14 protein-coding genes are annotated in these 21,875 nt (G+C 48.9%); 12 read left to right on the forward strand and 2 right to left on the reverse strand.

Going from position 1 to position 21,875, the window contains the following annotated elements:
- The first annotated feature begins 247 nt into the window (after positions 1 to 247).
- The 11 genes from GW590_RS14865 to GW590_RS14915 all read left to right on the forward strand — a co-directional run bounded on the left by GW590_RS14865 (position 248) and on the right by GW590_RS14915 (position 14,685).
- Positions 248 to 2,308, forward strand: coding sequence for a sensor domain-containing protein (locus GW590_RS14865; protein ID WP_169403828.1), 2,061 nt, complete (start codon positions 248 to 250; stop codon positions 2,306 to 2,308).
- Positions 2,309 to 2,949: 641 nt separating this feature from the next.
- A complete protein-coding gene (locus tag GW590_RS14870) occupies positions 2,950 to 3,582 on the forward strand; it encodes an RraA family protein (RefSeq protein ID WP_169403829.1) in 633 nt (210 codons plus the stop codon).
- A 69-nt stretch (positions 3,583 to 3,651) separates the two neighbouring features.
- Positions 3,652 to 4,992 (forward strand): MFS transporter, encoded by a 1,341-nt coding sequence (locus GW590_RS14875; RefSeq protein WP_169403830.1) that lies wholly within the window; start codon positions 3,652 to 3,654, stop codon positions 4,990 to 4,992.
- A 51-nt stretch (positions 4,993 to 5,043) separates the two neighbouring features.
- Entirely contained in the window at positions 5,044 to 7,131 is a 2,088-nt protein-coding gene (locus GW590_RS14880; protein WP_169403831.1) for a hydantoinase/oxoprolinase family protein, read from the forward strand.
- Positions 7,131 to 8,813 (forward strand): hydantoinase B/oxoprolinase family protein, encoded by a 1,683-nt coding sequence (locus tag GW590_RS14885; RefSeq protein WP_169403832.1) that lies wholly within the window; start codon positions 7,131 to 7,133, stop codon positions 8,811 to 8,813. The genes GW590_RS14880 and GW590_RS14885 overlap by 1 nt, the downstream gene beginning before the upstream one ends.
- Position 8,814: 1 nt before the next feature.
- Complete coding sequence (locus tag GW590_RS14890) at positions 8,815 to 9,645, forward strand: SDR family oxidoreductase (RefSeq protein WP_169403833.1); 831 nt, start codon at positions 8,815 to 8,817, stop codon at positions 9,643 to 9,645.
- Between the two features lie 35 nt (positions 9,646 to 9,680).
- Positions 9,681 to 10,838, forward strand: a complete 1,158-nt coding sequence (locus GW590_RS14895; protein ID WP_169403834.1) for a pyridoxal phosphate-dependent aminotransferase — start codon at positions 9,681 to 9,683, stop codon at positions 10,836 to 10,838.
- A 77-nt stretch (positions 10,839 to 10,915) separates the two neighbouring features.
- Complete coding sequence (locus tag GW590_RS14900; RefSeq protein WP_169403835.1) at positions 10,916 to 11,533, forward strand: TetR/AcrR family transcriptional regulator; 618 nt, start codon at positions 10,916 to 10,918, stop codon at positions 11,531 to 11,533.
- Between the two features lie 186 nt (positions 11,534 to 11,719).
- Positions 11,720 to 12,991, forward strand: coding sequence for a Glu/Leu/Phe/Val family dehydrogenase (locus GW590_RS14905; RefSeq protein WP_169403836.1), 1,272 nt, complete (start codon positions 11,720 to 11,722; stop codon positions 12,989 to 12,991).
- Positions 12,992 to 13,113: 122 nt separating this feature from the next.
- Positions 13,114 to 13,995, forward strand: coding sequence for a DMT family transporter (locus tag GW590_RS14910; RefSeq protein WP_169403837.1), 882 nt, complete (start codon positions 13,114 to 13,116; stop codon positions 13,993 to 13,995).
- A gap of 270 nt (positions 13,996 to 14,265) precedes the next feature.
- Positions 14,266 to 14,685 (forward strand): hypothetical protein, encoded by a 420-nt coding sequence (locus GW590_RS14915; protein ID WP_169403838.1) that lies wholly within the window; start codon positions 14,266 to 14,268, stop codon positions 14,683 to 14,685.
- A gap of 66 nt (positions 14,686 to 14,751) precedes the next feature.
- Here GW590_RS14915 and GW590_RS14920 read toward each other — a convergent pair whose 3' ends face one another.
- Together GW590_RS14920 and GW590_RS14925 are read right to left on the reverse strand one after the other, a co-directional pair.
- On the reverse strand, positions 14,752 to 17,757 hold the full coding sequence (locus GW590_RS14920; protein ID WP_169403839.1) for a bifunctional diguanylate cyclase/phosphodiesterase: 3,006 nt from the start codon (positions 17,755 to 17,757) through the stop codon (positions 14,752 to 14,754).
- Between the two features lie 193 nt (positions 17,758 to 17,950).
- Positions 17,951 to 18,934: a sensor domain-containing diguanylate cyclase gene (locus tag GW590_RS14925; RefSeq protein WP_169403840.1), complete on the reverse strand. Its 984-nt coding sequence runs from the start codon at positions 18,932 to 18,934 to the stop codon at positions 17,951 to 17,953.
- A gap of 705 nt (positions 18,935 to 19,639) precedes the next feature.
- On the opposite strand from GW590_RS14925, the gene GW590_RS24555 reads away from it, so the two are divergent.
- Positions 19,640 to 21,583 carry a methyl-accepting chemotaxis protein gene (locus GW590_RS24555; protein ID WP_169403841.1) on the forward strand — a complete coding sequence of 648 codons (1,944 nt, stop codon included), beginning with the start codon at positions 19,640 to 19,642 and terminating at the stop codon, positions 21,581 to 21,583.
- The last annotated feature ends 292 nt before the right edge of the window (positions 21,584 to 21,875 follow it).

Consider the following 21,875-nt stretch of genomic DNA (forward strand, 5'->3'; position numbering starts at 1 on the left):
TAGCGTAGTGACCAGCCAGCTTCGGTCAATTAGCTATTTTTGCCATGCTTTATGGCAGTATCAAATTTGTAAAAAACCTGAAGTTAAGGGCTTACGTTGCCGATATGAGTAATCATCGTCCTAACTAAAATTTAGTGATGATTCCAGCACCTCTACAGACGAGTCATTGACTGATGAAAGGGCTATTTATCAGCAAAATCGACCTCGTTCAGAGTAGTCAAAGTCAATATTGACAGTGAGGTAAAGAATGGCAGACGCGAATCGCGACACAGACAGCTTATTTCAAGCCATTCTTGACCGCTGCCCCATTGGCATTGCGGTTATAGATTATAACGGTATCTATCTCACGGTTAATCCCGCCTATTGCGCTATTTATGGCTATACGCAGCAACAAATGCGTGGCAACTCGTTCAAGATGATTTTTCCACCTGCTGACCAGCAAAGCTTACTGGAGCGACATCAACACTTTCTGGAGTTCGGGGGCGATCTGCGTGGCGAGTGGCCGGTAAGAAAAAGCGATGGCACAGCCCTGACGGTGCTGTCGGAATCGGTGCGATTTTCTCCCTTGGGTGGAAAAGCTGACCGGCTGGTTTATGTTCTGGATATTACCGATCGCAAACAAGCTCAGGAACAGATGAAAATTGCTGCTGCTGTCTATGAGAGCAGTCATGAAGCCATTGTCGTGACCGATGCCGATAACAAGATTATTTCAATTAATCCGGCATTTACCACCCTGACAGGCTATCAGTTTGATGAGGTAAAAGGCTGCAATCCTGGCGAGTTTAAGTCGGGGCGACATTCCAGTTTCTTCTATAGCGAAATGTGGCGGGTGCTAAATGAAACTGGACTGTGGATTGGCGAAATCTGGGACCGTCATAAAAACGGCAATGATTTTTTAAAAGCCTTGACCATTACCCTGATTAAGGATGTAAAAGGCAATGTCATTAAGCATGTTGGCATGTTCTCCGATATTACGCTGCGCAAAGAGCATGAGGAGCAAATCTGGCGGCAGGCAAACTATGACGCCACCACCGAGCTGCCCAACAGACATCTGTTTCAGCAGAAACTTGAGCAAGTAGCCCACAGTATAAAACGTACAGGGCGCGTTATGGCGCTGATGCTGATTGATATTGACAACTTCAAGTCAGTAAATGACAGCATGGGGCATCGAGCGGGGGATATATTGCTGGCGAGTCTGGCCAGAAGGCTTTTTAACGCGCTGCCGGAAGATGGCACTCTTGCACGCATCGGCGGCGACGAGTTTGCGGTGATCATTACCTGTACTAACCATCCGTGCAAATGTGAAAACGTGGCCAAATATTTGCTGGAAAGCCTGTCTAATCCTTTCACGATTGATGACGAAAGCGTCTTTGTATCGGCCAGTATAGGCATTTCCATTTATCCTACCGACAGTGAAAACCTCGAAGAATTGTTTAAAAACGCCGATCAGGCGATGTATTCGGTAAAGAACTCCGGTCGTAACGGTTTCAGTTATTATTCTCCGGCGCTACACAATGCGGCACTGGTACGTATGCGGACCACCAACGATCTGCGTGTGGCACTGCGCGAAGGGCAGTTTGAGGTCTATTATCAACCTATAGCCACATTGGATACCGGGAAAATCGCCAAGGCCGAAGCTCTGGTGCGCTGGCATCATCCTACCCGAGGATTGGTTAGCCCGGACGAATTTATTCCGCTGGCGGAGGAGAGCGGACTTATTGTTCCTCTTGGCAACTGGGTTGCCTGCCAGGCCATCAGCCAGTTAGCCTGCTGGCAACAAACTTACGATCCCAACTTTAAAATGAGCATTAATCTTTCTCCTGTGCAACTACGCAGTCAGGATTTTGTCGATATGACCTGGGTAAAAGAACTTAAACACCATGGATTGCAGGGTAACTCAGTAATTGTTGAGATCACCGAAGGGTTATTATTGAATGCTGAAAACAGGGTTAACGAGAATCTGCATCTGTTGCACCAGGCGGGTATCCAAATCGCCATCGATGATTTTGGCACCGGTTATTCTTCGTTGGCCTATTTAAGGAAATTCAATATAGATTACCTGAAAATAGATCGCTCCTTTGTTGCCGATCTTGATGGTGTCGGTTACGAATTATGCCTGGCGATTATTGCTATGGCACATAGCCTGGGGGTGATGGTGATTGCCGAAGGAGTGGAAACCGTTCAGCAGAGCCAGACCCTTTCTCGTATCGGGTGTGATCATATCCAGGGCTATCTGCTTTCACGGCCGTTGCCTGCCGATGATATTAGCCGCTTTTTAAGCGGATGCTCAGATGTGGTGATCAATTGAGGCCATTGTTGACAGTTGCTTTTTAAATTGCAGATTAACCAGAGGGTCTTTATCGGGTCCTTTTGTTATCCTCCTGACTCCCAGACTGATCCCTCTATTCGCCCTGCCGCACAGCGGCAGTGATCTTGTCTCTGTGCAGCATTTTGAACGGCGATAAACGCCTGCCCTGACTGTTTCAAGCCTGTCAGACTCCCTAACCGACTTGCATTAAATTGGTGCGTCTTTTTGATAAAGTCACATTTTATTTCCCCAGCAAAAATATAATCATGCTCAAGTAATAATTTATTGCACACCAATGGTGCAGTGGGTTTATGTTTTTTATGACATATTGCACCAAAAAGAATTTATATTTAATGGAAATTCTTATGGAGGCATAAGAAAGTAGAATGCCTGCTTGTATTCCTCTCAATAACTTCTTGTTAACTGTCATTTTGAGCGCGTTATCATCATCTAACCTTATGAATTTTATTGAATTAAATAATTCAATAGTACAGAGTGAACATCGTTATTTTCCTTTTGAGTATTTTTATTTGACCAATTGGTATGGAAATAGATATTGATGTCTTTAATTTTAAAATGATAAAACATTCTCATTCGATAATTGTTTTTCATTTTTTTTTTGATAATCAAGAGGTGATGAGATGGCTTTGGAAACTGCTGATATTCGTATTGCTCAACGTTGGTCACGACCACCCAAAAAGTGGCTCGATGCATTTACACCTTTCCCGGTCGCCAATATTGGCGATGCGATGGAACGACTGAATATGTGTGATGCCGGGATTATACCGCTGACCACCAATACCTCATTCACCGGTTTTGCCTTTCCGGTGCAGGTGACGGCGGGTGATAACGCGGCAGTCATTAAAGCGCTGGATTACGTCGAAGAGGGTGACGTAATGATGATTAACGGCATGGGCCACATTGACCGTGCGCTGGTGGGGGAGCAGTTGACGCAACGTTTTCAACATGCAGGTGCCCGTGGCCAGGTGATTGACGGTGCGGTGCGCGACAAGAAAATCATCGAATCCACCGACTTTCCCACTTATTCACGGGGTACCTGTCCTGCGGGGCCTTATAAAAATGGTCCAGGGGTGATTGGCGAGCCGGTGGCAATTGGCGGCGTGGTGTGTTGTGCCGGTGACATTGTGGTCGCTGATGATGACGGCATCATCATTATTCCCTTCTGGAGGGCTGAAGAGATTTTAGAAAAAGTTAAAGAAGTCGCCAGACGTGAAGCTGAGATGACCGCAGAAGTCACCCGGCAGTATCAATAAATCACAACGTACAAGACCGGCCAGGCAATAAAACGCCGGATAACCTCAATACTGTAGCAGGGCAGAACAATGAATAAATCACAGGTTGTATCGATGGATTACGCTTTGCCAGCAAAAGACTTAACAAAGAATAACGTCGTAAAACGCGCCTCTCTGGCAGGCGGCGTGGGTTCTTTTGTTGAGTGGTATGACTACGGCATTTATGGTCTTTTAGTCAGTACGTTGGTGCTGGTTTTTTCCGCCAGTGATATGAAGTCTACCGACGCCGGTTTGATGCTGACTTATTTAGGTTTCACCGTCAGTTTTGTCGTCCGTCCCTTTGGTGGCGTAATTTGTGGATACCTTGGCGACAAAATGGGTCGCCAGAAATTACTGGCCATCCTGCTGTTAATGATCTCGTTGGCAACCGCCGCCATTGGCCTGCTGCCCAGTTATGAAAGTATTGGCTGGGCGGCACCGGCATTACTGATTTCGTTACGTATCGTTCAGGGCTTTTCGGCTGGCGGTGAAGTCTCGGGGGCCGGTTCATTTGTGGCAGAGTACGCTGAAGATGAGCGCCGCGCCGTCGTTATGTCGCCACTGGTCATGGGGTCGTTTATTGCCTTGCTGTTTGGCAGCCTGTTAATTAGCAGTCTGATCAATATTTATGGTGCGGAGGCGATGAAAGCCTGGGTATGGCGGGTGCCATTTTTGCTGGCGATACCTATGGCGTTGATTGGGGTTTATATCCGTACCCGTATTCAGGACACCCCACATTTTCAAATGGTGAAAAAGAACAAGGCCGTGGTGCGTAATCCGATCCGCGAAGTCCTCACCTCCAAACGCCATTTGAAAGCCATTGCTTTGGCCATCACCTTGCCTGCCGTCAATGGGCCTGGCTACTACGTACTCTTTGTTTATATGCCCACTTACCTGAATAAAGTGATGCACTTTGCTCAGGTACAGAGCCTGATGGTTACCGCTTGCGGCTTGTTGACCATTATTGGCGCTATTCCAATGATGGCCTGGCTCTCCGATCGCCTTGGCCGCAAACCCTTGCTGATTGCCTCGGCAATTGCCATGGCGCTCCTCGCTTATCCCTGCTTCTGGCTGTTGACGTTGGGCATGATGCCGCTGGCATGTATGGCCGCCATGCTGTTGGCTTTTGCTTTCGCCGGTCACGCAGCGGTTATTCAGGCCACCTTGGCCGAAATGTTCCCGACCAATGTGCGTTACAGCGCCTACAGCATTGGTTTTAACCTTTCCACGGTGATCTTTGGCGGCTCGGCGCCCTTGCTGATGACCTGGCTTATCGGTCTGACCGGTATGGCCAGTATCCCCAGCTATATGGTGATGTTGACTGCAACATTGACCCTAATCAGTACCCTGTATTTGCAAGAAACGGCCGGAAAACCGCTGCGTGCGGAATAACAGGCACATGAATGCGTTATCTGAGCAATTTGAACTTCTGTCGAGGTAATTATGAAACACGCGTCAACATGGCGAATGGGATTTGATATTGGCGGCACCTTTACTGACCTGGTTTTATTAAACGATGAAACAGGCGTTGCACTTCGCCATAAAACCTTGACGACGCCTCAGGATCCATCCGAGGGCGCTTATACCGGTTTAACGCAGTTAGTGGCAATGGCTGGCTTGGCCGCGAGTGATATTCATACCATCACGCATGGCACCACGCTGGCGATTAACGCCTTGCTTGAGCGCCGCGGCGCCAAAACGGCACTGGTTGTCACCCGGGGATTTCGTGATGTGCTGGTATTGGGTCGTGAATATCGATATGACATTTATGATCTCAACGGTGCCCCGGCAGCACCGCTGATCCCGCGTTCTCAGGCCTATGAAATCAACGAACGCGTAACCAGTAAAGGCGAAGTGATCGTCCCGCTTGAGGATGCCGAAATTATTGCGCTGGCCGCTAAACTTCGCGCCGAGGGCTATGAGGCGGTGGCGGTACTTTGTATGCACGCCTACGCCTGGCCGGAGCATGAAAACCGCATTGAAACCCTGTTAGGCAAAGAATTGCCGGGAGTCTCCATTTCGGTATCACATAAGGTTTCGCGCGAAATCCGCGAGTACGACCGCGGTATATTAACGGCAATGAATGCCTTTGTGCAGCCAAAAGCCCGTCACTATATGGCCCGGCTGGAGCGAAAATTGCGCGAAGGCGGATTTGTCTGTGACTGGCTGGTTATGGGATCTAACGGCGGCTTGATGGCACCGCAGGTAGCCGCCGATTATCCTACTCGTATTATTGAATCAGGCCCGGCAGGCGGTATTGTCGCCACTGCGGCGTTTGCCCGCAAAAATTGCCATGAGCAGGTGCTGGCGTTTGATATGGGCGGTACCACGGCTAAGGCTTGCGTGGTTCGTAACGGTATCCCTTCGATCACCACCGATTATGAAGTTGGTCGCGCGGATCGCCTGCTGAAAGGCAGTGGTCTGCCGGTGAAACTGCCTGTGGTGGATATGATTGAAATCGGCGCGGGGGGTGGCAGTATTGCGCGCGTTGATTCTCTTGGCCTGTTGGAGATTGGCCCGGAAAGCGCCAGTGCCTATCCTGGGCCTGCCTGCTACGGGCGCGGCGGCGAACTGCCAACGGTGACCGATGCCAATCTGGTGCTTGGCCTGCTTGATGCAGATGCATTTCTTGGGGGACGTATGACCCTTGATGTTGCCGCTGCACGTAAAGCCATTGCCCGTATCGCCGATCCCCTGGGGCTGAGTATTGAGGATGCAGCCTGGGGGATCCATGAAGTGGCCAACAATAAAATGGCCGAAGCATTGCGCACCCATTCTGTTGAAAAAAACGTCAGTCCGCATCAGATGATTATGCTGGCGTTTGGTGGCGCTGGTCCCAGCCATGCCTGGTCGCTGGCAAAATTACTCGGCGTAAAACGCGTCTATTTCCCGAATGGTGCCGGCGTCTATTCCGCCTTTGGTCTGTTGACTGCGCCACCCAGTGCCGACTTTGTGCGCAGCGATCGTTGTCGTCTCGAAGCCGGTATTGCCCTGGATGCCATTCAGCGGATCTTTGCCGAAGGTTTTGATGAAGCCTTTACCACCCTGGCGGCGGCCAACGTCGATCCTGCCACCGCCAGCATGCAGAAACTGGCTGATGTGCGCTATGTAGGCCAGGGCTCTGAACTTACTGTCACACTACCCGCAGCCTTTGAAAAAGAGGGCAATGTCGAATCTCTTATTGCCGCGTTTGAACAGGCACATTTTGCCCGCTTTGGTCGTACATTACCGGGACAGGGTGTTGAGGTAGTGAGCTGGCGTGGCCGTGTGCAAACTACACCGCCACTGATGAACACCAGCGACCAGCAAAGTCATTCGGACACAGAGGCCAAAGAGAAAATGCTCTCTGTCTATCTTGGACGAGAAAGCGGCTTTAGTGATTGTCGCGTAGTGCCCCGCAGTTTGTTGATTACCGGTGAGTGGATTACCGGACCGGCTTTATTGCAAGAAAAAGAGTGTGCAATTTATGTCGGACCCGGTGCATCCGCCATGCTTGATGAACAAGGCAATATCCTGATGGAGCTGAAATAATGACCACTTCAATCCCTGATAACCTGCATTTTCTCAACGATCCGATTAGCCTGAGAATTACCTGGGACCGCCTGGTCAGTATTTCTGAAGAGGCGGCAGCCACGCTGGTCAATATGGCTTTTTCCAGCATTATTCGCGAAGTTGGCGACTATTCCTGTCTGTTGATGGATGCCAGAGGCAACTCGTTGGCGCAACCCAAAACCAGCGTGCCGGTGTTTATCGGCACCTTACCGGCGACGGTGCGTCATTTATTGGCAAAATATCCGGCGGAGACGTTAAAGCCTGGCGATAGCCTGATTACTAACGATCCGTGGTTAGGCACCGGACACCTCAACGATGTCACCATCGTTACACCAGTGTTTCGCCATGGGCAACTGGTGGCCTTTACCGGTTCGGCAGCGCATATGTCCGATATCGGCGGTTCGCTGAATATGGGCTCATCCCGCGATATGTTCGAGGAGGGTTTTCTTATTCCGCCCAGCAAGCTGATGCTGGAAGGTGAGGTTAATCAGCAACTGCTCGACTTGCTGCTGGCCAATGTGCGCTCACCGGACCAGGTTGAGGGGGATTTGCACGCCATGCTGGCTGCTAACCAGATTGGGGCCAATGGCTTGCTGGGCCTGATGGATGACCTGAAACTGGACTCGCTGGAGCCGCTGGCTGAAAAAATTCATTCACTGACTGAAAATGCCATGCGCAAGGCAATAGATGCGGTACCGGACGGGCGCTATGAAGCCACGGTGGATATTGGCGACTATGAAGGCGATATCCATCTTAAGGTGGCAGTGATAGTCGCAGGCAGCAATATTACTATCGATTATGCCGGTTCCTCCGCCGAGTCGATGTTTGGTAGCAACTGTCCCATGTCATTTACCTACGCCTATAGCGTCTATCCGCTGAAGTGCCTGCTTGAACCGCATTTGCCCAATAACGAAGGCTGTTTTAAATCAATCACTGTGACTGCACCACTAGGTTCGATCGCCAATGCCCGCCCACCTTGCGCTGTTGAAATGCGTAACCGCGTGGGACATATGGCCCACGCTGCCATCTTTACAGCGCTTGCCGATATTATGCCTGGGCGGGTGATGGGGCATTCCGGCAGTGCGCCTGTGACCTGCGATGTGTTTGCCGGACAGTTTGATGATGGACGCCGTTTTGTGGAAAGTCTTTGCGTCAACGGCGGTACCGGTGCTCGTCCGGCAGCCGACGGCATTGTTACCGGTTTCCCCGGCAATATGTCATCCACCCCGGTAGAGCTTATCGAGTCGGCGACGCCGCTGTTGTTCCTCGAAAAATCCATCGTCCCGGACTCCGGCGGGGCTGGCCGCTATCGCGGCGGCGTTGCTCAGCGCATGGTGATCCGTAATACCAGTAAATTCACCTTGTCACATAGCATGTTCTATTCACGCCAAAAGCATCCTGCTCAGGGGGTGTTGGGCGGTGCCGCGGGTGCCCCGAACTTTATTGCCATTAATGGTCACTCCCTGGCCAAACCTGTTGGTCGGCATGACGTGTTGCCCGGCGATGAGATCACTATTCAGATGCCTGGCGGCGGGGGTAAAAGCCCGGTCGGCGAGCGCAGTAAAGCCGCCATTCTGTTTGATTTGCAGGAAGGCTACATCACCGCTGAAGGTGCACTGCGCGACTATGGTGTCACCATTGAAGAACTGACAAGAGGCTAAAATGGATACTTTACAAGGCAAGGTAATCGTTGTTACTGGGGCGGGCAGTGGTATCGGCAAGTGTTCAGCGCAGTTGTTAGCCGCCAAAGGTGCCAAAGTCGTTCTGGTGGGTCGCCGTCTGCCGATACTCGAGGGCGTAGCACAGGAGATCCGTGAAAACGGTGGCCAGGCCTGGAGCCGCGCCGTTCATATTGAAAACAAAAAGGAAGTCCTCGACCTGATCGACTGGGTTAACGGCGAGCTGGGGTCGGTGGATATGCTGATCAATAACGCCGGTAGCGCCAGTAAGACGCTGAACGCACGCTGGATTGAAGAAGACGAATGGCAACAGGTACAGGATGTGAATCTTAAAGCCGTGTTCCTGCTTACTCAGGCCGTTCTCCCCGCGATGCTGGCCAAACAAAGCGGGACCATTATTACCGTTTCTTCACTGGCGGCGCTGCGCCCCAATCTGCTTGGCGGGGCGGCTTATGGCGCCGCCAAGGCGGGGGTGCGTAACTTTATGACCTATTTGCATAATACCTATCGCAATGACGGTATTCGTGCAACCTGCATTCTGCCGGGGGAAGTCAATACGCCGATTATGGACAACCGCGCCAATCCACCGCGCCAAAGCGTCCGCGACCATATGGTGCAGCCACAAGACGTTGCCGAAGCCGTGCTGCTGTGTGCCGGTTTGCCAGCACGCACGGTAATTGAAGAGCTAATTGTGGCGCCGACCTTGCTGCGCGATATTTCAACTGACCTGGAGATCAGCCGCTGGCAAGGTGCCCCTGAGTCGCTGCTTGCCGAAAGAGAGAACCGCAGCGAATTGAGTAGTAATAAGCGTTAATTTTTTGTCGATGACAGCATAAATCAAGGTGAAATATGTCCTCTTTAATTAAAAGATTCGTCTCGGCAGAAGCCGTCTTACGTATTGAACGTACTTCGTTGCGTGTGCAGCAGCCAGCATCCAACGGTGATATGATCTCTCTCGCCATGGGGGAACCGGACTTTGCAACACCACCGCGCATTGTGCAGGCGGCGGCCGACGCGCTAAAAAACGGATTTACCCATTACGCGCCGCTGCTGGGAGACAAACAGCTGTGCCAGGCATTAGCCGAAGAAGTTGCTGCCCAATCCGGTTATCCGGTAAAACAGGGCGAAATAGTCGTCACTCACGGCGGAACGGCGGGATTAGCGGCAGCAATCTTGTCGATGGTCAATCCGGGCGATCGCGTGGTGATTCCCGATCCTACTTATTCGTTATATGCCGATTTAGTCAATATGGCGGGAGGTATTTGTGTAGCGATGCCATGCAAGGAGGATTTGCATTGGGATCTGGATCGTCTGGCGAGCAGTCTGGAAGGTGCAAAACTGTTTGTTTTCTGTAACCCCGGTAACCCGACCGGTATCGTACATACCCGCCATGAAATTGAAACACTGGCGCGACTGGTTAACCAGCATGATGTGTTGGTGATCGCCGATGAGGCTTACAGTGACCTGGTGTTTAACGACAAGCCATTTACCTCGGTGTTGCAGGTGCCTGCTTTCCGTAGCCGGACACTCTATTGCCAGACTTTTTCCAAAAGCTACGCCATGACTGGCTGGCGGGTTGGCTATCTGGCGGGGCCGGCAGAGATGATTGCCGCCGCCGCTCGAGTGCATAATACAGTTAACGGCTCGGTGAATACTGCCGTACAACGTGCAGCTGTGGTGGCCCTGAAGGAGTGTCATGATGACGTCAAACGTATGTATGATGTCTACCGCGAACGGCGGGTCCTGATGATGGATGGGCTGTTGTCGATACCCGGCTTGCAACTTAATCAGCCTGAGGGGGCATTTTACTGTTTCCCGTCTTACTCATTGCCTATTCCGGCGATTGATATGGTGGCGCTGTTGCGAGAACACGGCATTGCCGTGCGTCCGGGCAGCGAGTTTGGTGCAGCAGGAGAGGGGCATTTGCGCCTCTCCTACGCGGCTGGCAATGAAGCGATCATCGAAGGTGTCAAACGCCTCAAACACGGGTTGGCTTCCCTGGGCTAAGTCAGGATTAAATAGTGCATAACGACAAATGTTGACAATGCACTACTCAAAGACAGAAATCATAGGCAGAGAGTGTGATGGCAAAAACGATGCGCAGCGATACAGAAAGGAACCGCAAAAACCTGATTCAGGCGGCTGCGCGACTGTTTGAAGTCGCAGAAAACCCTATCAGTATGACCGAAATTGCCAATGAAGCCGGGGTTTCCGTTGCCACCGCCTACCGTCAGTTTGCTTCGGTTGAAGAAGTATTGAATACCTATCGGCAGGAGGTGGGGCAACTGCTGCTGGAATATAGTGAAAAACAGACTGGCAGTGGGCTGGAAAGGTTGGAAAAAGTCAGTCGCTACTGGATAAAACTGGTGCGTCAGCGCGGTGCGGCCATGGTGCCGATGCGAAACCGCCGCGGCTATCTCGAACGTTTATGGGAAGGTGCCGAGTATCTGTTGGTGCAGGCTAATGCAGTCAGGCCCGCTTTGCGTTTGGCCATGGAAGAGATGGATCTCCCTGATATCGGCGATAAGGCAGTATTCCTGTGGAATATTCTGTTTGATCCCCGCGAGATATTTGATCTGATTGATACTGTCGGTCTTAGTGAAAAACAGGTCGGGTCGCAGTTGATGTCGGTGCTGATTGGTGGACTACAGGGTTTTGCCCATGCCAATGTATTTTCGGTAGAAGATTTTCGAGTAAAATAATCTATTACCGCACTGTATGACATTCAGTGCGGTAATAATTTTTTCTTATCATTAATCGTCAGCAATTTATTTATCACAAGTGCAGCAGTAATTTTTATTATCGCCTTCAGGTGAGAGTGCTGTTCGTTCAAAAACCGCACAGGCGCAACGTTAATAAATAATATACAAGTCTCAAGGGGTTATTCGATGACCGTACTTTCCTATGTTTCGGACCAGGCTGATTCGGCCTGGTCGACCTATTTGGCCCAGGTTGAGCGCGTATTGCCTTATCTTGGCGATCTGACCCGCTGGGCGGATACTTTACGCCATCCCAAAAGGGCGCTAATTGTGGATATTCCCCTTGAAATGGACGACGGCACAGTGCGTCATTTTGAGGGCTACCGCGTGCAGCATAATCTGTCGCGCGGTCCGGGCAAAGGCGGCGTGCGTTTTCATCCTCAGGTTACGCTTGAGGAGGTGATGGCACTTTCGGCATGGATGACCATTAAATGTGCCGCCCTCAACCTGCCGTTTGGCGGTGCCAAAGGTGGGGTACGTGTTGACCCGCGCGAGCTATCCATTAAAGAACTCGAGCGCCTCACGCGTCGCTATACCAGCGAAATTGGCAGTATTATTGGGCCGCAGCAGGATATACCGGCACCCGATGTCGGCACCAATGCCCAGGTGATGGCGTGGATGATGGATACCTATTCCATGAATGTCGGAGCCACCACCACGGGGGTGGTCACCGGCAAGCCTGTTCATCTTGGTGGTTCGTTAGGCCGGGTTAAAGCTACTGGCCGCGGCGTGTTTATTACCGGCGTGGCCGCTGCTCAGCGTATTGGGCTGGAGGTTAAACAGAGTCGCATCGCTATTCAGGGGCTGGGGAATGTCGGCAGCATTTCTGCCGAGCTTTTCTATCAGGCGGGGGCGCAAATTGTCGCGATACAAGATCATAGCGGTACTCTCTATCGTGAAGACGGTATTGATATTCCCGCGTTATTAGCCTGGCAACGTGAGCACGGCAGTATTGCCGGTTTTACGCAGGCACAGGCGATTCGCCATCAGGATTTCTGGCTGAAAACTTTTGATATCCTCATCCCTGCGGCGCTCGAAGGGCAGATCACCGAAGATCGCGCCCGGTCACTGACTTGCCGCCTGGTGTTGGAAGGCGCAAACGGACCCACGTTACCTGGTGCTGATGATATTTTACGCAACCGCCAGATCACCGTAGTACCGGATGTGATTTGCAATGCCGGTGGCGTGACGGTCAGCTATTTCGAATGGGTGCAGGATTTTTCCAGTTTCTTTTGGAGCGAGAGCGAAATTAATCAGCGACTCGACACTATTATGCAAGAAGCCCTGGACAGTGTATGGCTCAAAGCCGACAGCCTGAAGGTGACTTTACGGACTGCGGCCTATGCGGTTGCCTGCGAACGTATTTTAATGGCACGAAAGGATCGTGGACTCTATCCCTAGAGGTACCGGTTTAATAAACTCTGGCAAAACGCTTTGCCGAAAGCGGTAGCAATATACCTGTCATCCGCTGCTTGTTTCACTAAATTGGCGGGTAGTTTATATTTATCTAACGAGATCCTATTGTGTTGTTAAAACATCTGTTACTTATTATCTTTATCGTTGGCTGCTGGGCCTTCAATGCCGTGGCCATCAAAATGGGTGTCACTGAGTTACCGCCGCTATTTATGACATTGTTAAGGTTTATGGTTGTAGCCATATTGGTGGTACCTTTTACCCGTATCCAGCGAAAACATTTACCAGTATTATGTTATTTGGCCTTTACCTTTGGATTTATGCATTTCTCGTTGCTATTTCTCGGTATGACTTATACCGATGCTGGAACAGCAGCGATTATTGTGCAACTGGGTACCCCGATGGCGATGTTACTTGCGGCCACATTATTAAAAGAAAGACTCAGTCTCCTGCAAAGCGGTGGGATCGTCATTTCACTGGCAGGAATGTTTATCCTGACGGGGAGTCCTACGCTGGCAAGTGGCAGGGGGGTTGTTATCTTGTTAACCAGTGCCCTTGGCTGGGCATTAACCACGGTAAAAGTAAAAAGCGTCACTGATTTGGATCCTGTCACCATGGCCGGTTGGATGTCATTAATTGCTATACCATTGGTTGGATTGACAAGTTTTCTATTTGAGAGTAACCAGTTACCGGCTTTGAAGCATATTTCCTGGAAAGGGGTTTTTGCGGTGCTATACAGTGCTGTGATTTGCTCCATCATCGCTTACTCATTGTGGTATGCCTTGCTAAAAAAATACCCTGCCAACCAGATTATTCCCTTCTCATTACTCAGTCCGGTCTTTGCCGTAGTGATGGGCGCTATTTTTATGGGGGATAGTCTCAATTTTTGGAAAGTTTCTGGTGCACTGACTATCGTCGGCGGGGCGCTGATTGCCATTCAAGCAGGTAAAAAAACTCACGATTCGTTACAACCCAGTACGGCAAGACAATAAGCCTATAATTATAATAATAACACTGCCTCCCCAGCAGAAGTTGTGTTTTTACCCGCCAGCAATGGCGGTTTTTTAACTTTAGTTTTTGGGTGAGTTGTTAAATAGTATTCATTTTGTTTATTGTTATTTTTTAATAGATAGATAATTAATATATTTAAGAAGCTTATTTTATGATCTAACTCAAATTTTTAGTTGCTGGCTATTTATTATCTATTCATCTGCCGACTATTATTCAGTTTCCCTGTTTTGAATACATAAAAAGGAAATATCTTGAAACTGATCATTTTTTTATTTTCTTTGCCCGTGGTTTTTACTTCTATCACTCATGCCGCTGAAGGCGAAACATGTAAAGACCTGGCCGGGAAGTGGTCGGCAGTAGCTAATGCCCACAAATATACCCTGTATATTTCACCCACGCAGGATGACTGCGGAACTCACTGTGTGGTTCATAAAGTCAGTTATACGCTGAATAGCCCACAGCAGAACAAATTGTTCTGCTATGAAGGGCAGGAGGGTGTTGTCGGGCAAGGCCCTATGGTGATTGCCTTTGAAGGCAGCTATGGCGGCCATTCCATTGGCACTTATAACCGGCAGCTAAAACTGTTGTGGACCGGCGTAGTGCCAAAAAACAGCGATGGCAAATGGCTTGCTCATATGGATAGCTACTGGTTTAAAAAGGTGAGTGAATAGTTCTCGCTATTCACTCATCCGCACTTATATGCTGAAAAAGTTTAGGCTCGGTCAACGAGGGGGGCATCAATAATTCCGCCAAATAGCGGGCATCTGCCATTGTGCGACCCATTCCTGGACTTTATCCGCACTCATGGGGCGAGCTATGCCATACCCCTGCGCCAGATAACAGCCCATACGCAATAATGGAATACCGTGTTCCAGGCTTTCTACACCTTCAGCAATCACTTCGCGCTCGAGACTTTTGCCCAGGCCGACAATGCCTGCCACTAGCGCATGGTCCATTGAGTTCGACAGCATATCTATGACAAATGAGCGGTCAATCTTCATGGTTTGGGTCGGCAAGCGGCGCAGATAGGTGAGGGAAGAATAGCCGGTCCCAAAATCATCCAGGGCGAAATGTACACCCAGCTTCATGCAGTCATCCAGCAACTGGGCGATGCGGTCCAAATCTTCCATCGCCGTCGTTTCAAGAATTTCCAGTTCCAGCCAGTCCGACGGTACCTGAGGAAATTCATTGAGGACTTTCGCCAGTCGCCTGACAAAATCAGCCTGCTGCAGATGGTAACCCGAAATATTAATACTAACAGGCAGCACCAGACCCGCCGTTGACCATTTACCCATTTGTTCGAGTGCCTGACGCATTACCCATTCTCCGAGGGTAACGGAAAATTCGGTGTTCTCTACCAGCGGCAAAAAGACATCGGGCGGGATCATGCCTTGTTGCGGATGGATCCAGCGAATCAATGCTTCGGCACCGATCACCTCGCCGGTGTGCATATTGACCTTAGGTTGGTAGTAGAGCTGAAATTCATTCTGCTCATACGCCTTTAACACGCGCGTAAGTAACGTATGATTTTCACGAATATGGCGTTCATTCACAATATCAAACATATGTGAGCGGTTCTTGCCATTCAATTTGGCAATGTACATCGCCTGGTTGGCATTACGGATCAGTGCTTCCGGCGTATCCCCCCCATCACGAGGATAGAGTGTGGCACCGATGCTGATAGTCAGCTTGGCGCTAAGTTGTTCCACCACAAAAGGGTCAGTAAATGCATTGTGTAATTTGGTGATCGCCTCTTGCAGGGCATGTTCATCATGCAGATGCATCAGTAATAAAACAAAATCATCGCCGCCAATGCGTGCCACCAGGTCATCTTCTTTGGCACATTCCGTTAAACGCTGTGCGACCTGGCGCAAGATATCGTCGCCGGCATGGTGCCCCCATTCATCGTTCACCTGCTTGAATCCATCGAGGTCCAGATAGCAGACACCAAGGGACTCAATGTCCGGCTTAAGGTTGATGATCGCTTGCTGCAGGTTGTCTATAAAACTGGTGCGATTGGGTAATTCGGTGAGCTTGTCAAAATATGCCAGGTACTCGATTCGCGACTGCATTTCACGCAACTCAGTGATATCAGAAGCCATGCAGATAAAACGGGAAATATTGCCCTGGCTATCACGTACCGAAGAAATACGTGAGTACTGGGTATAGTGGCTACCATCTTTGCGACAGCAGAGTTGTTCCCCTTCCCAGTGGCCCGTTTGCAGCAGTTGTTGCCATCGCTGCTGCAAAAAGGTTTCCGGATATAATCCCGGGTCAAGAATGCGTGGTGTCTTGTCAGTTACGTCCTCAAGACGGTAGCCCGATATTTGAGTAAAAGCCGGGTTGATTTCCAAAAATCGTCCCTGACTATCCGTAACATAAATACCTTCGCTGGTATGCAGGAAAACCTCCTGCGTCAGGCGTAATCTCTCCTCGGCCAGCTTGCGCTCGCCGACATCCTGAATGACGCCACTCATCCGTAACATGGTGCCTTCGGCGGTATATTCAATCTTGGCCAGATCTGCCACCCAACACACTAAACCATCAGTTTTTCTGACGATGCGATATTCGATGGAAAAGTTTGATTCCCTGGCTTGCAAGGCACGCCCCAAACGCAGCCGCACTCCATGCTGGTCCTCGGGGTAAATAATATCTTGCAGCATAACGATGGAGAGATTAGTACCAGGGGGTAGGCCAATAATGGCATACAGCGAGGCTGAACCTATTCCCTTGTCCTGGATAAAGTCATAGTTATAAGTACCCAGGTGGCCGACCGCTTGTGCGCTATCCAATTGATCGAGGCTATCTGACAACGAGTACATGGCATGAAGTTGTTTACGCCAGTAATGAAAGACCACACCGACCAGAAAAAGACTGAGCAGCAGGAATAACACCAGAAATCCCACCGTTTGCCACAACTGGCGATACCAGGGCTGCAAAAACTCTCTTTCTGCCACATCCGCAATAATGATAAAAGGGGCATTATTTACACGATGGAAAGTGTTAATTCTTTTAACCTGATCTGACGGTGTTATCGAGTCAAAGACACTTTCCATGACGCCTGACGCCGCGATTTGCTGCAAATCGGCGGCAACATCAAGACTTCCGCCATCAGGTTTCACATTTTCCAGACGCGGGGGATAACGCGCAATCAGGCTAAGGTCACTGTAGCGTAAGGTGGTGGAATCGCTTGAACTGAGGTCAAAGTGTTGCATCAGCTGACTAAAATAGTCAATTTTAACCGGCACCAGTACCACGCCGGCAAAGTTGCCTTGATTGTCGTTATAGCGCCGAGAGAAAAGAACCGCCCATTGGTGTGAAAAGAGACTGAAAATCGGTCGGCTAATATGCAGTTTATTATCGGCATCGGATTTTGGCTCGAGAAAATAGGATCGCTGTGAAATGTCCAATCCTGGATTGGCAGGCGTACCAATAGCCGCCACAAGGTGCCCACTGGCGTCAATAATTCTACCGCCAGCAGATTCAGGCAGCATCAGTTGCAGGTGCTTCAGCTCCTGAATCAATATATCCGGCTGTAATGCGCCTTGAGCCAGCCGCGCTTCAGTTTCCCTGGTGAGGATCTGCAAGGCGATATCTATCTTGTTGACATTGCTGGTAATGGTTTGGTCTAAAGCGCGTGCAATAGTACGGCTACGGGTTTGTGCCGCCAAAATAGACTCACCCCGGCTGGAATACAGCGTTGACCCCGCATAAATTATGGCCAGCACATTGGTCAGTATCACACTAATTATCAGTATAATAATAAACCGACCAGCTTGTTTTTGCCGTTTTGGTGTGAAGTTCGATGCCGATGTCTGGATCATGGTTGCGCAGTATCCTTGTTCCTGTTGATAGCGACTTGGGTATTTTTATACTAATTAGCTGGCTTCGATCATACCTGTATCCGCGCAAACGTTTTCTGAATGGTTATCAGCCTCAAGAGGCTGAAGTGGTATTTGCCAATGATTCAAGTTGTTTTCTGTTTCTTTTCACCAGATACATTCTGTCATCGGCATCTTTCAGCATTTCTCCAAGGGTTTGATGTTTTTTTTCGTCAAATTCCACGGTGCCAGCCGAGAAGGAGAGCTTGTGGGGTTTATTTGAGGTCATGTTGTAACTCGCCAGCGCTGCTGAAAGATCATTAATAAATTTATTGGCCCCCCGGATAGCTGTATCAGGCAGTAAAATACCGAACTCATCACCGCCCAATCTGGCAATGATATTATGATCATGCGCTAAGTCATCGAGAATATTGGAAAAGGCGATAAGCGCAGCATTGCCTTCGCTATGTCCCCAGGTATCATTAATACGCTTGAAATTATCGAGGTCGATAAGGCTAATACTGAATTTTTTCTTTCTCTTTTTGGCTTTTCTGAGCGTTTCTTCAGCGATCATACTGAATGAACGACGATTGCATATCCCGGTCAGGGAATCTATGGTTGCCAGGGCAATAATTCGAAACTCATCCTCCACAACTTCAGCCAAATCTTTCAATAAGCCAAATTCTATCTCGGAAAGACTCCGCGGATGCGTATCGATAATACAGATAGCTCCGGCAATTTCACCATCAGGTAATTTAACCGGATAACCGGCGTAAAAACGGATGTAGGGTTCCCCGGTAACCAGCGATTTTTCGGAAAATCGATAGTCCTTCATGGCATCGTTAACTACCAGGGCTTTGCCTTCTTCGACGACAACCGTACAAAATGAATCAATCCTTGGGGTCGAATTGATCGTTAACCCGAATTTCGATTTAAACCATTGGCGGTCTTTGTCGACCAGCGACACCAGGGTGATGGGGACATCGAATAACTTGGCAGCGATGCGAGTTAAACGATCAAATCTTTCTTCTGCTCTGGTATCGAGTATCCCCATCGCGTAAAGAGCATGCAGGCGTGTATCTTCGTTATTGTCTGTCATATATGCTCCCGGAAATGAGCGTGAGAGTAGAAGGTGATCTGGTTATCGGCATGGGTTTTTTAAGATTTAGCCGAGGTCCATTTTCTTGACCATATACAGCCGCTTTTTTCTATTTTTGTGGGGCAGGTCACTGCCTGTCGAGGGAGAAACCTCTTTCAAGGAGGGAGAATTAAGAGCTGCATCTTATTGCCATTTACTTAAATAGCTTGCTAAGGTTTTTTATTTCCGAAATAAGGAGATACGTCAGGTTACGAATGCTAAATATAAGCATGTTTAAACTATTTTAGCTGCGATTAGCCATGCGCAATTTATCAAAAATATATAAGATTATTTTCATTAAGCGTAATGACGTTTTCTATTATTGGCTCATAAAAAAAAAGCAATAGGCGATGGGTGACAGCTTGACGTTTTCTTGTTGCCTTGAAATACAACAATAGTTGACTGTCTTCTGGGCATTAGTCTTTACCTTAGGAGAAGATTAGCAGGCTAATCTTTTGGGTGGATGTAACAAGATTTTTTATACTTGCTTTTTATAAGGTTTTAATTCCTTATAAATCAATTGGTTAAAATAAGTTATAAATTCACAATAAATATATTAAGGAAATGACATTTCTTGCCGATAGATAACAAATGTACAAAAGTGCCAACATCGCGGATTGAAAAATTAAGAAAAGGCATAATCATATATAAACAAGGATTTTCTGTATGATACTCAATGGGCTAACGTTACGTAACTACTCGATTGGCAAGAAACTCTTTTTTGGGTTCTTTGTTTTGATCATTATTACTTCGGCGGTATCACTTTACAGCATTTACTCATTGAAGATCATCAGGGATCAGGCTACCCAAACTGCGCTAACCAATAAGGTGGGTAACTTGTTGGATGCGGCACGGCGAAATCGTTTGGTTTATCTCTACACCGGTAATGAACAGGCAATAAAGGCCAATGGTGATGCCCTGGAAGAGATACAGTCCCTTGTACACCAGGGGGATAAATTGGCCTGGCAAGGTGACGCAGGCAAATACTTTACTACGCTTAAAGAAAAGTTAGTGATTTACAAGCAGTTACGCGATATTTTCCATGCAACCAGCCTCCACAGCAATGCCCTGGCGGAACTGATAAGCCAGGATGAAGGCCGCAGCCAACTGGCCACCTTGCAAAATAAATCTGAAGAGCCAGCTTTGGATAGCGATGCCCGTGAGAAACTCCTCGATATATCCCTTAGCTTTTTTCAACTGAACGAGGCGGGGAACACCCTGCGCACTCAGCACAGCGATGCAGCATTCGCAAGTTTTCAGCAGTTCTATCAGAATGTGGAAAAGCGCTACACCACTACCTTCCCGCAACTTAGCGATCCAGGAAAGGCTTTATTGGCACCGGTATGGGATTATTTCCAAAAATTTAACGGCCGGGCAAAAGACTATTTTTCCGCCACAGTAGAAAGCCAAAAGGCAGCTGATGCGATGGGCGCAGGGGCTGATGCGCTGAACAACACCATGAGCGAACTGGATAAGGCTCAGGAAGATAATAATAGTTCCACGATTATAGCGACGATTATTCTTATCTCCGTGCTGACGGTGATCTCTATTGTGGTCGGTTTAATGGCCGCCTGGTACATCACCCGTCAAATAACGCGGCCGATCAACGAAAATCTGGCGCTGGCAGAGTGTATTACCCGTGGCGATCTCACCTCGGAGATTACCTCTGACTCCAATGATGAATTGGGTCAACTGACGCAGACCATGGGTATCATGAACGGCAAGCTCTGTGAAATGATCACCGGCATACGCGAGAGTGTCAGTCATCTGGCCACGGCATCGGCTCAAATTGCCGCCGGGAATGTCGACCTCGCTTCGAGAACGGAACAACAGTCTGCTGCAGTAGTAGAAACGGCTTCAAGCATGGAAGAGCTGACCTCCACCGTCCGACTTAATGCCGAGAATGCCCTGCAGGCCAGTAAACTGGCTACCAGCGCAACTCATGATGCGCGCAAAGGCGGCGATATTATCAATGAGGTCGTGCTGACCATGAGTGGCATTTCCGAAAGCTCAAATAAAATTACTGACATTATTAGTGTCATTAACGGTATTGCCTTCCAGACCAATATTCTGGCCCTTAACGCCGCTGTTGAAGCTGCCAGAGCTGGCGAGCAAGGACGTGGATTTGCCGTAGTCGCCGGGGAGGTCAGAACCCTGGCACAACGAAGTGCTACTGCTGCGAAAGAAATTGCATCTCTGATTAATGAGTCGGTCGCTCGGGTTGCCAAGGGGACGAGTCTGGTTAACCGCGCTGGTGAAGGTATGGTGGATATTGTTAACTCCGTGACCCATGTCAGCCTGATTATCGACGAGATATCAACCTCTTCAAATGAACAGAGCCAGGGCATTGAACAAATAGGTAAAGCCATGACTGAAATGGACTCGACGACACAACAAAATGCAACGCTGGTTCAGGAGTCTTCTGCTGCGGCTATTTCTCTGGAACAGCAGGCGAAAAAACTGAGTGATATGGTGGATATTTTTAAGGTTAAAACCCAATACCATAATCAGGCCGCTCCAGGACAAGTTCTGCTCGTCGACAAAAAAAGTCATGCAACACAACTTACCAGGGAAAATAAAATGCCGAATGAAGAGTGGACTTCATTTTAACTCTTTGATTACCTATGTAAATTTTAATAAAATTAAGTAGAATGTTCATGGTTGAACCCTCTACGTATTAGAGATCCTTACCGACAGTTGACAACATTATTGATCATGCTCATTAAAAGTCGTTTGTACATGTTCTCAAAAGCAGCAGATGTGTTAATCATTGCGCTTTTTTTGCAACTACAGTCAGACTGAATGTTTTTCTGGTATGAAATAATTTTATAAGATCATCATGTTAGTGTATGGGAAATGCATTCTGATGAGTAAGCTATATAGATAAGCTTTAAGTCGCTAT

It is taken from the genome of Rouxiella aceris (assembly GCF_012933545.1).
GTDB lineage: Bacteria > Pseudomonadota > Gammaproteobacteria > Enterobacterales > Enterobacteriaceae > Rouxiella > Rouxiella aceris.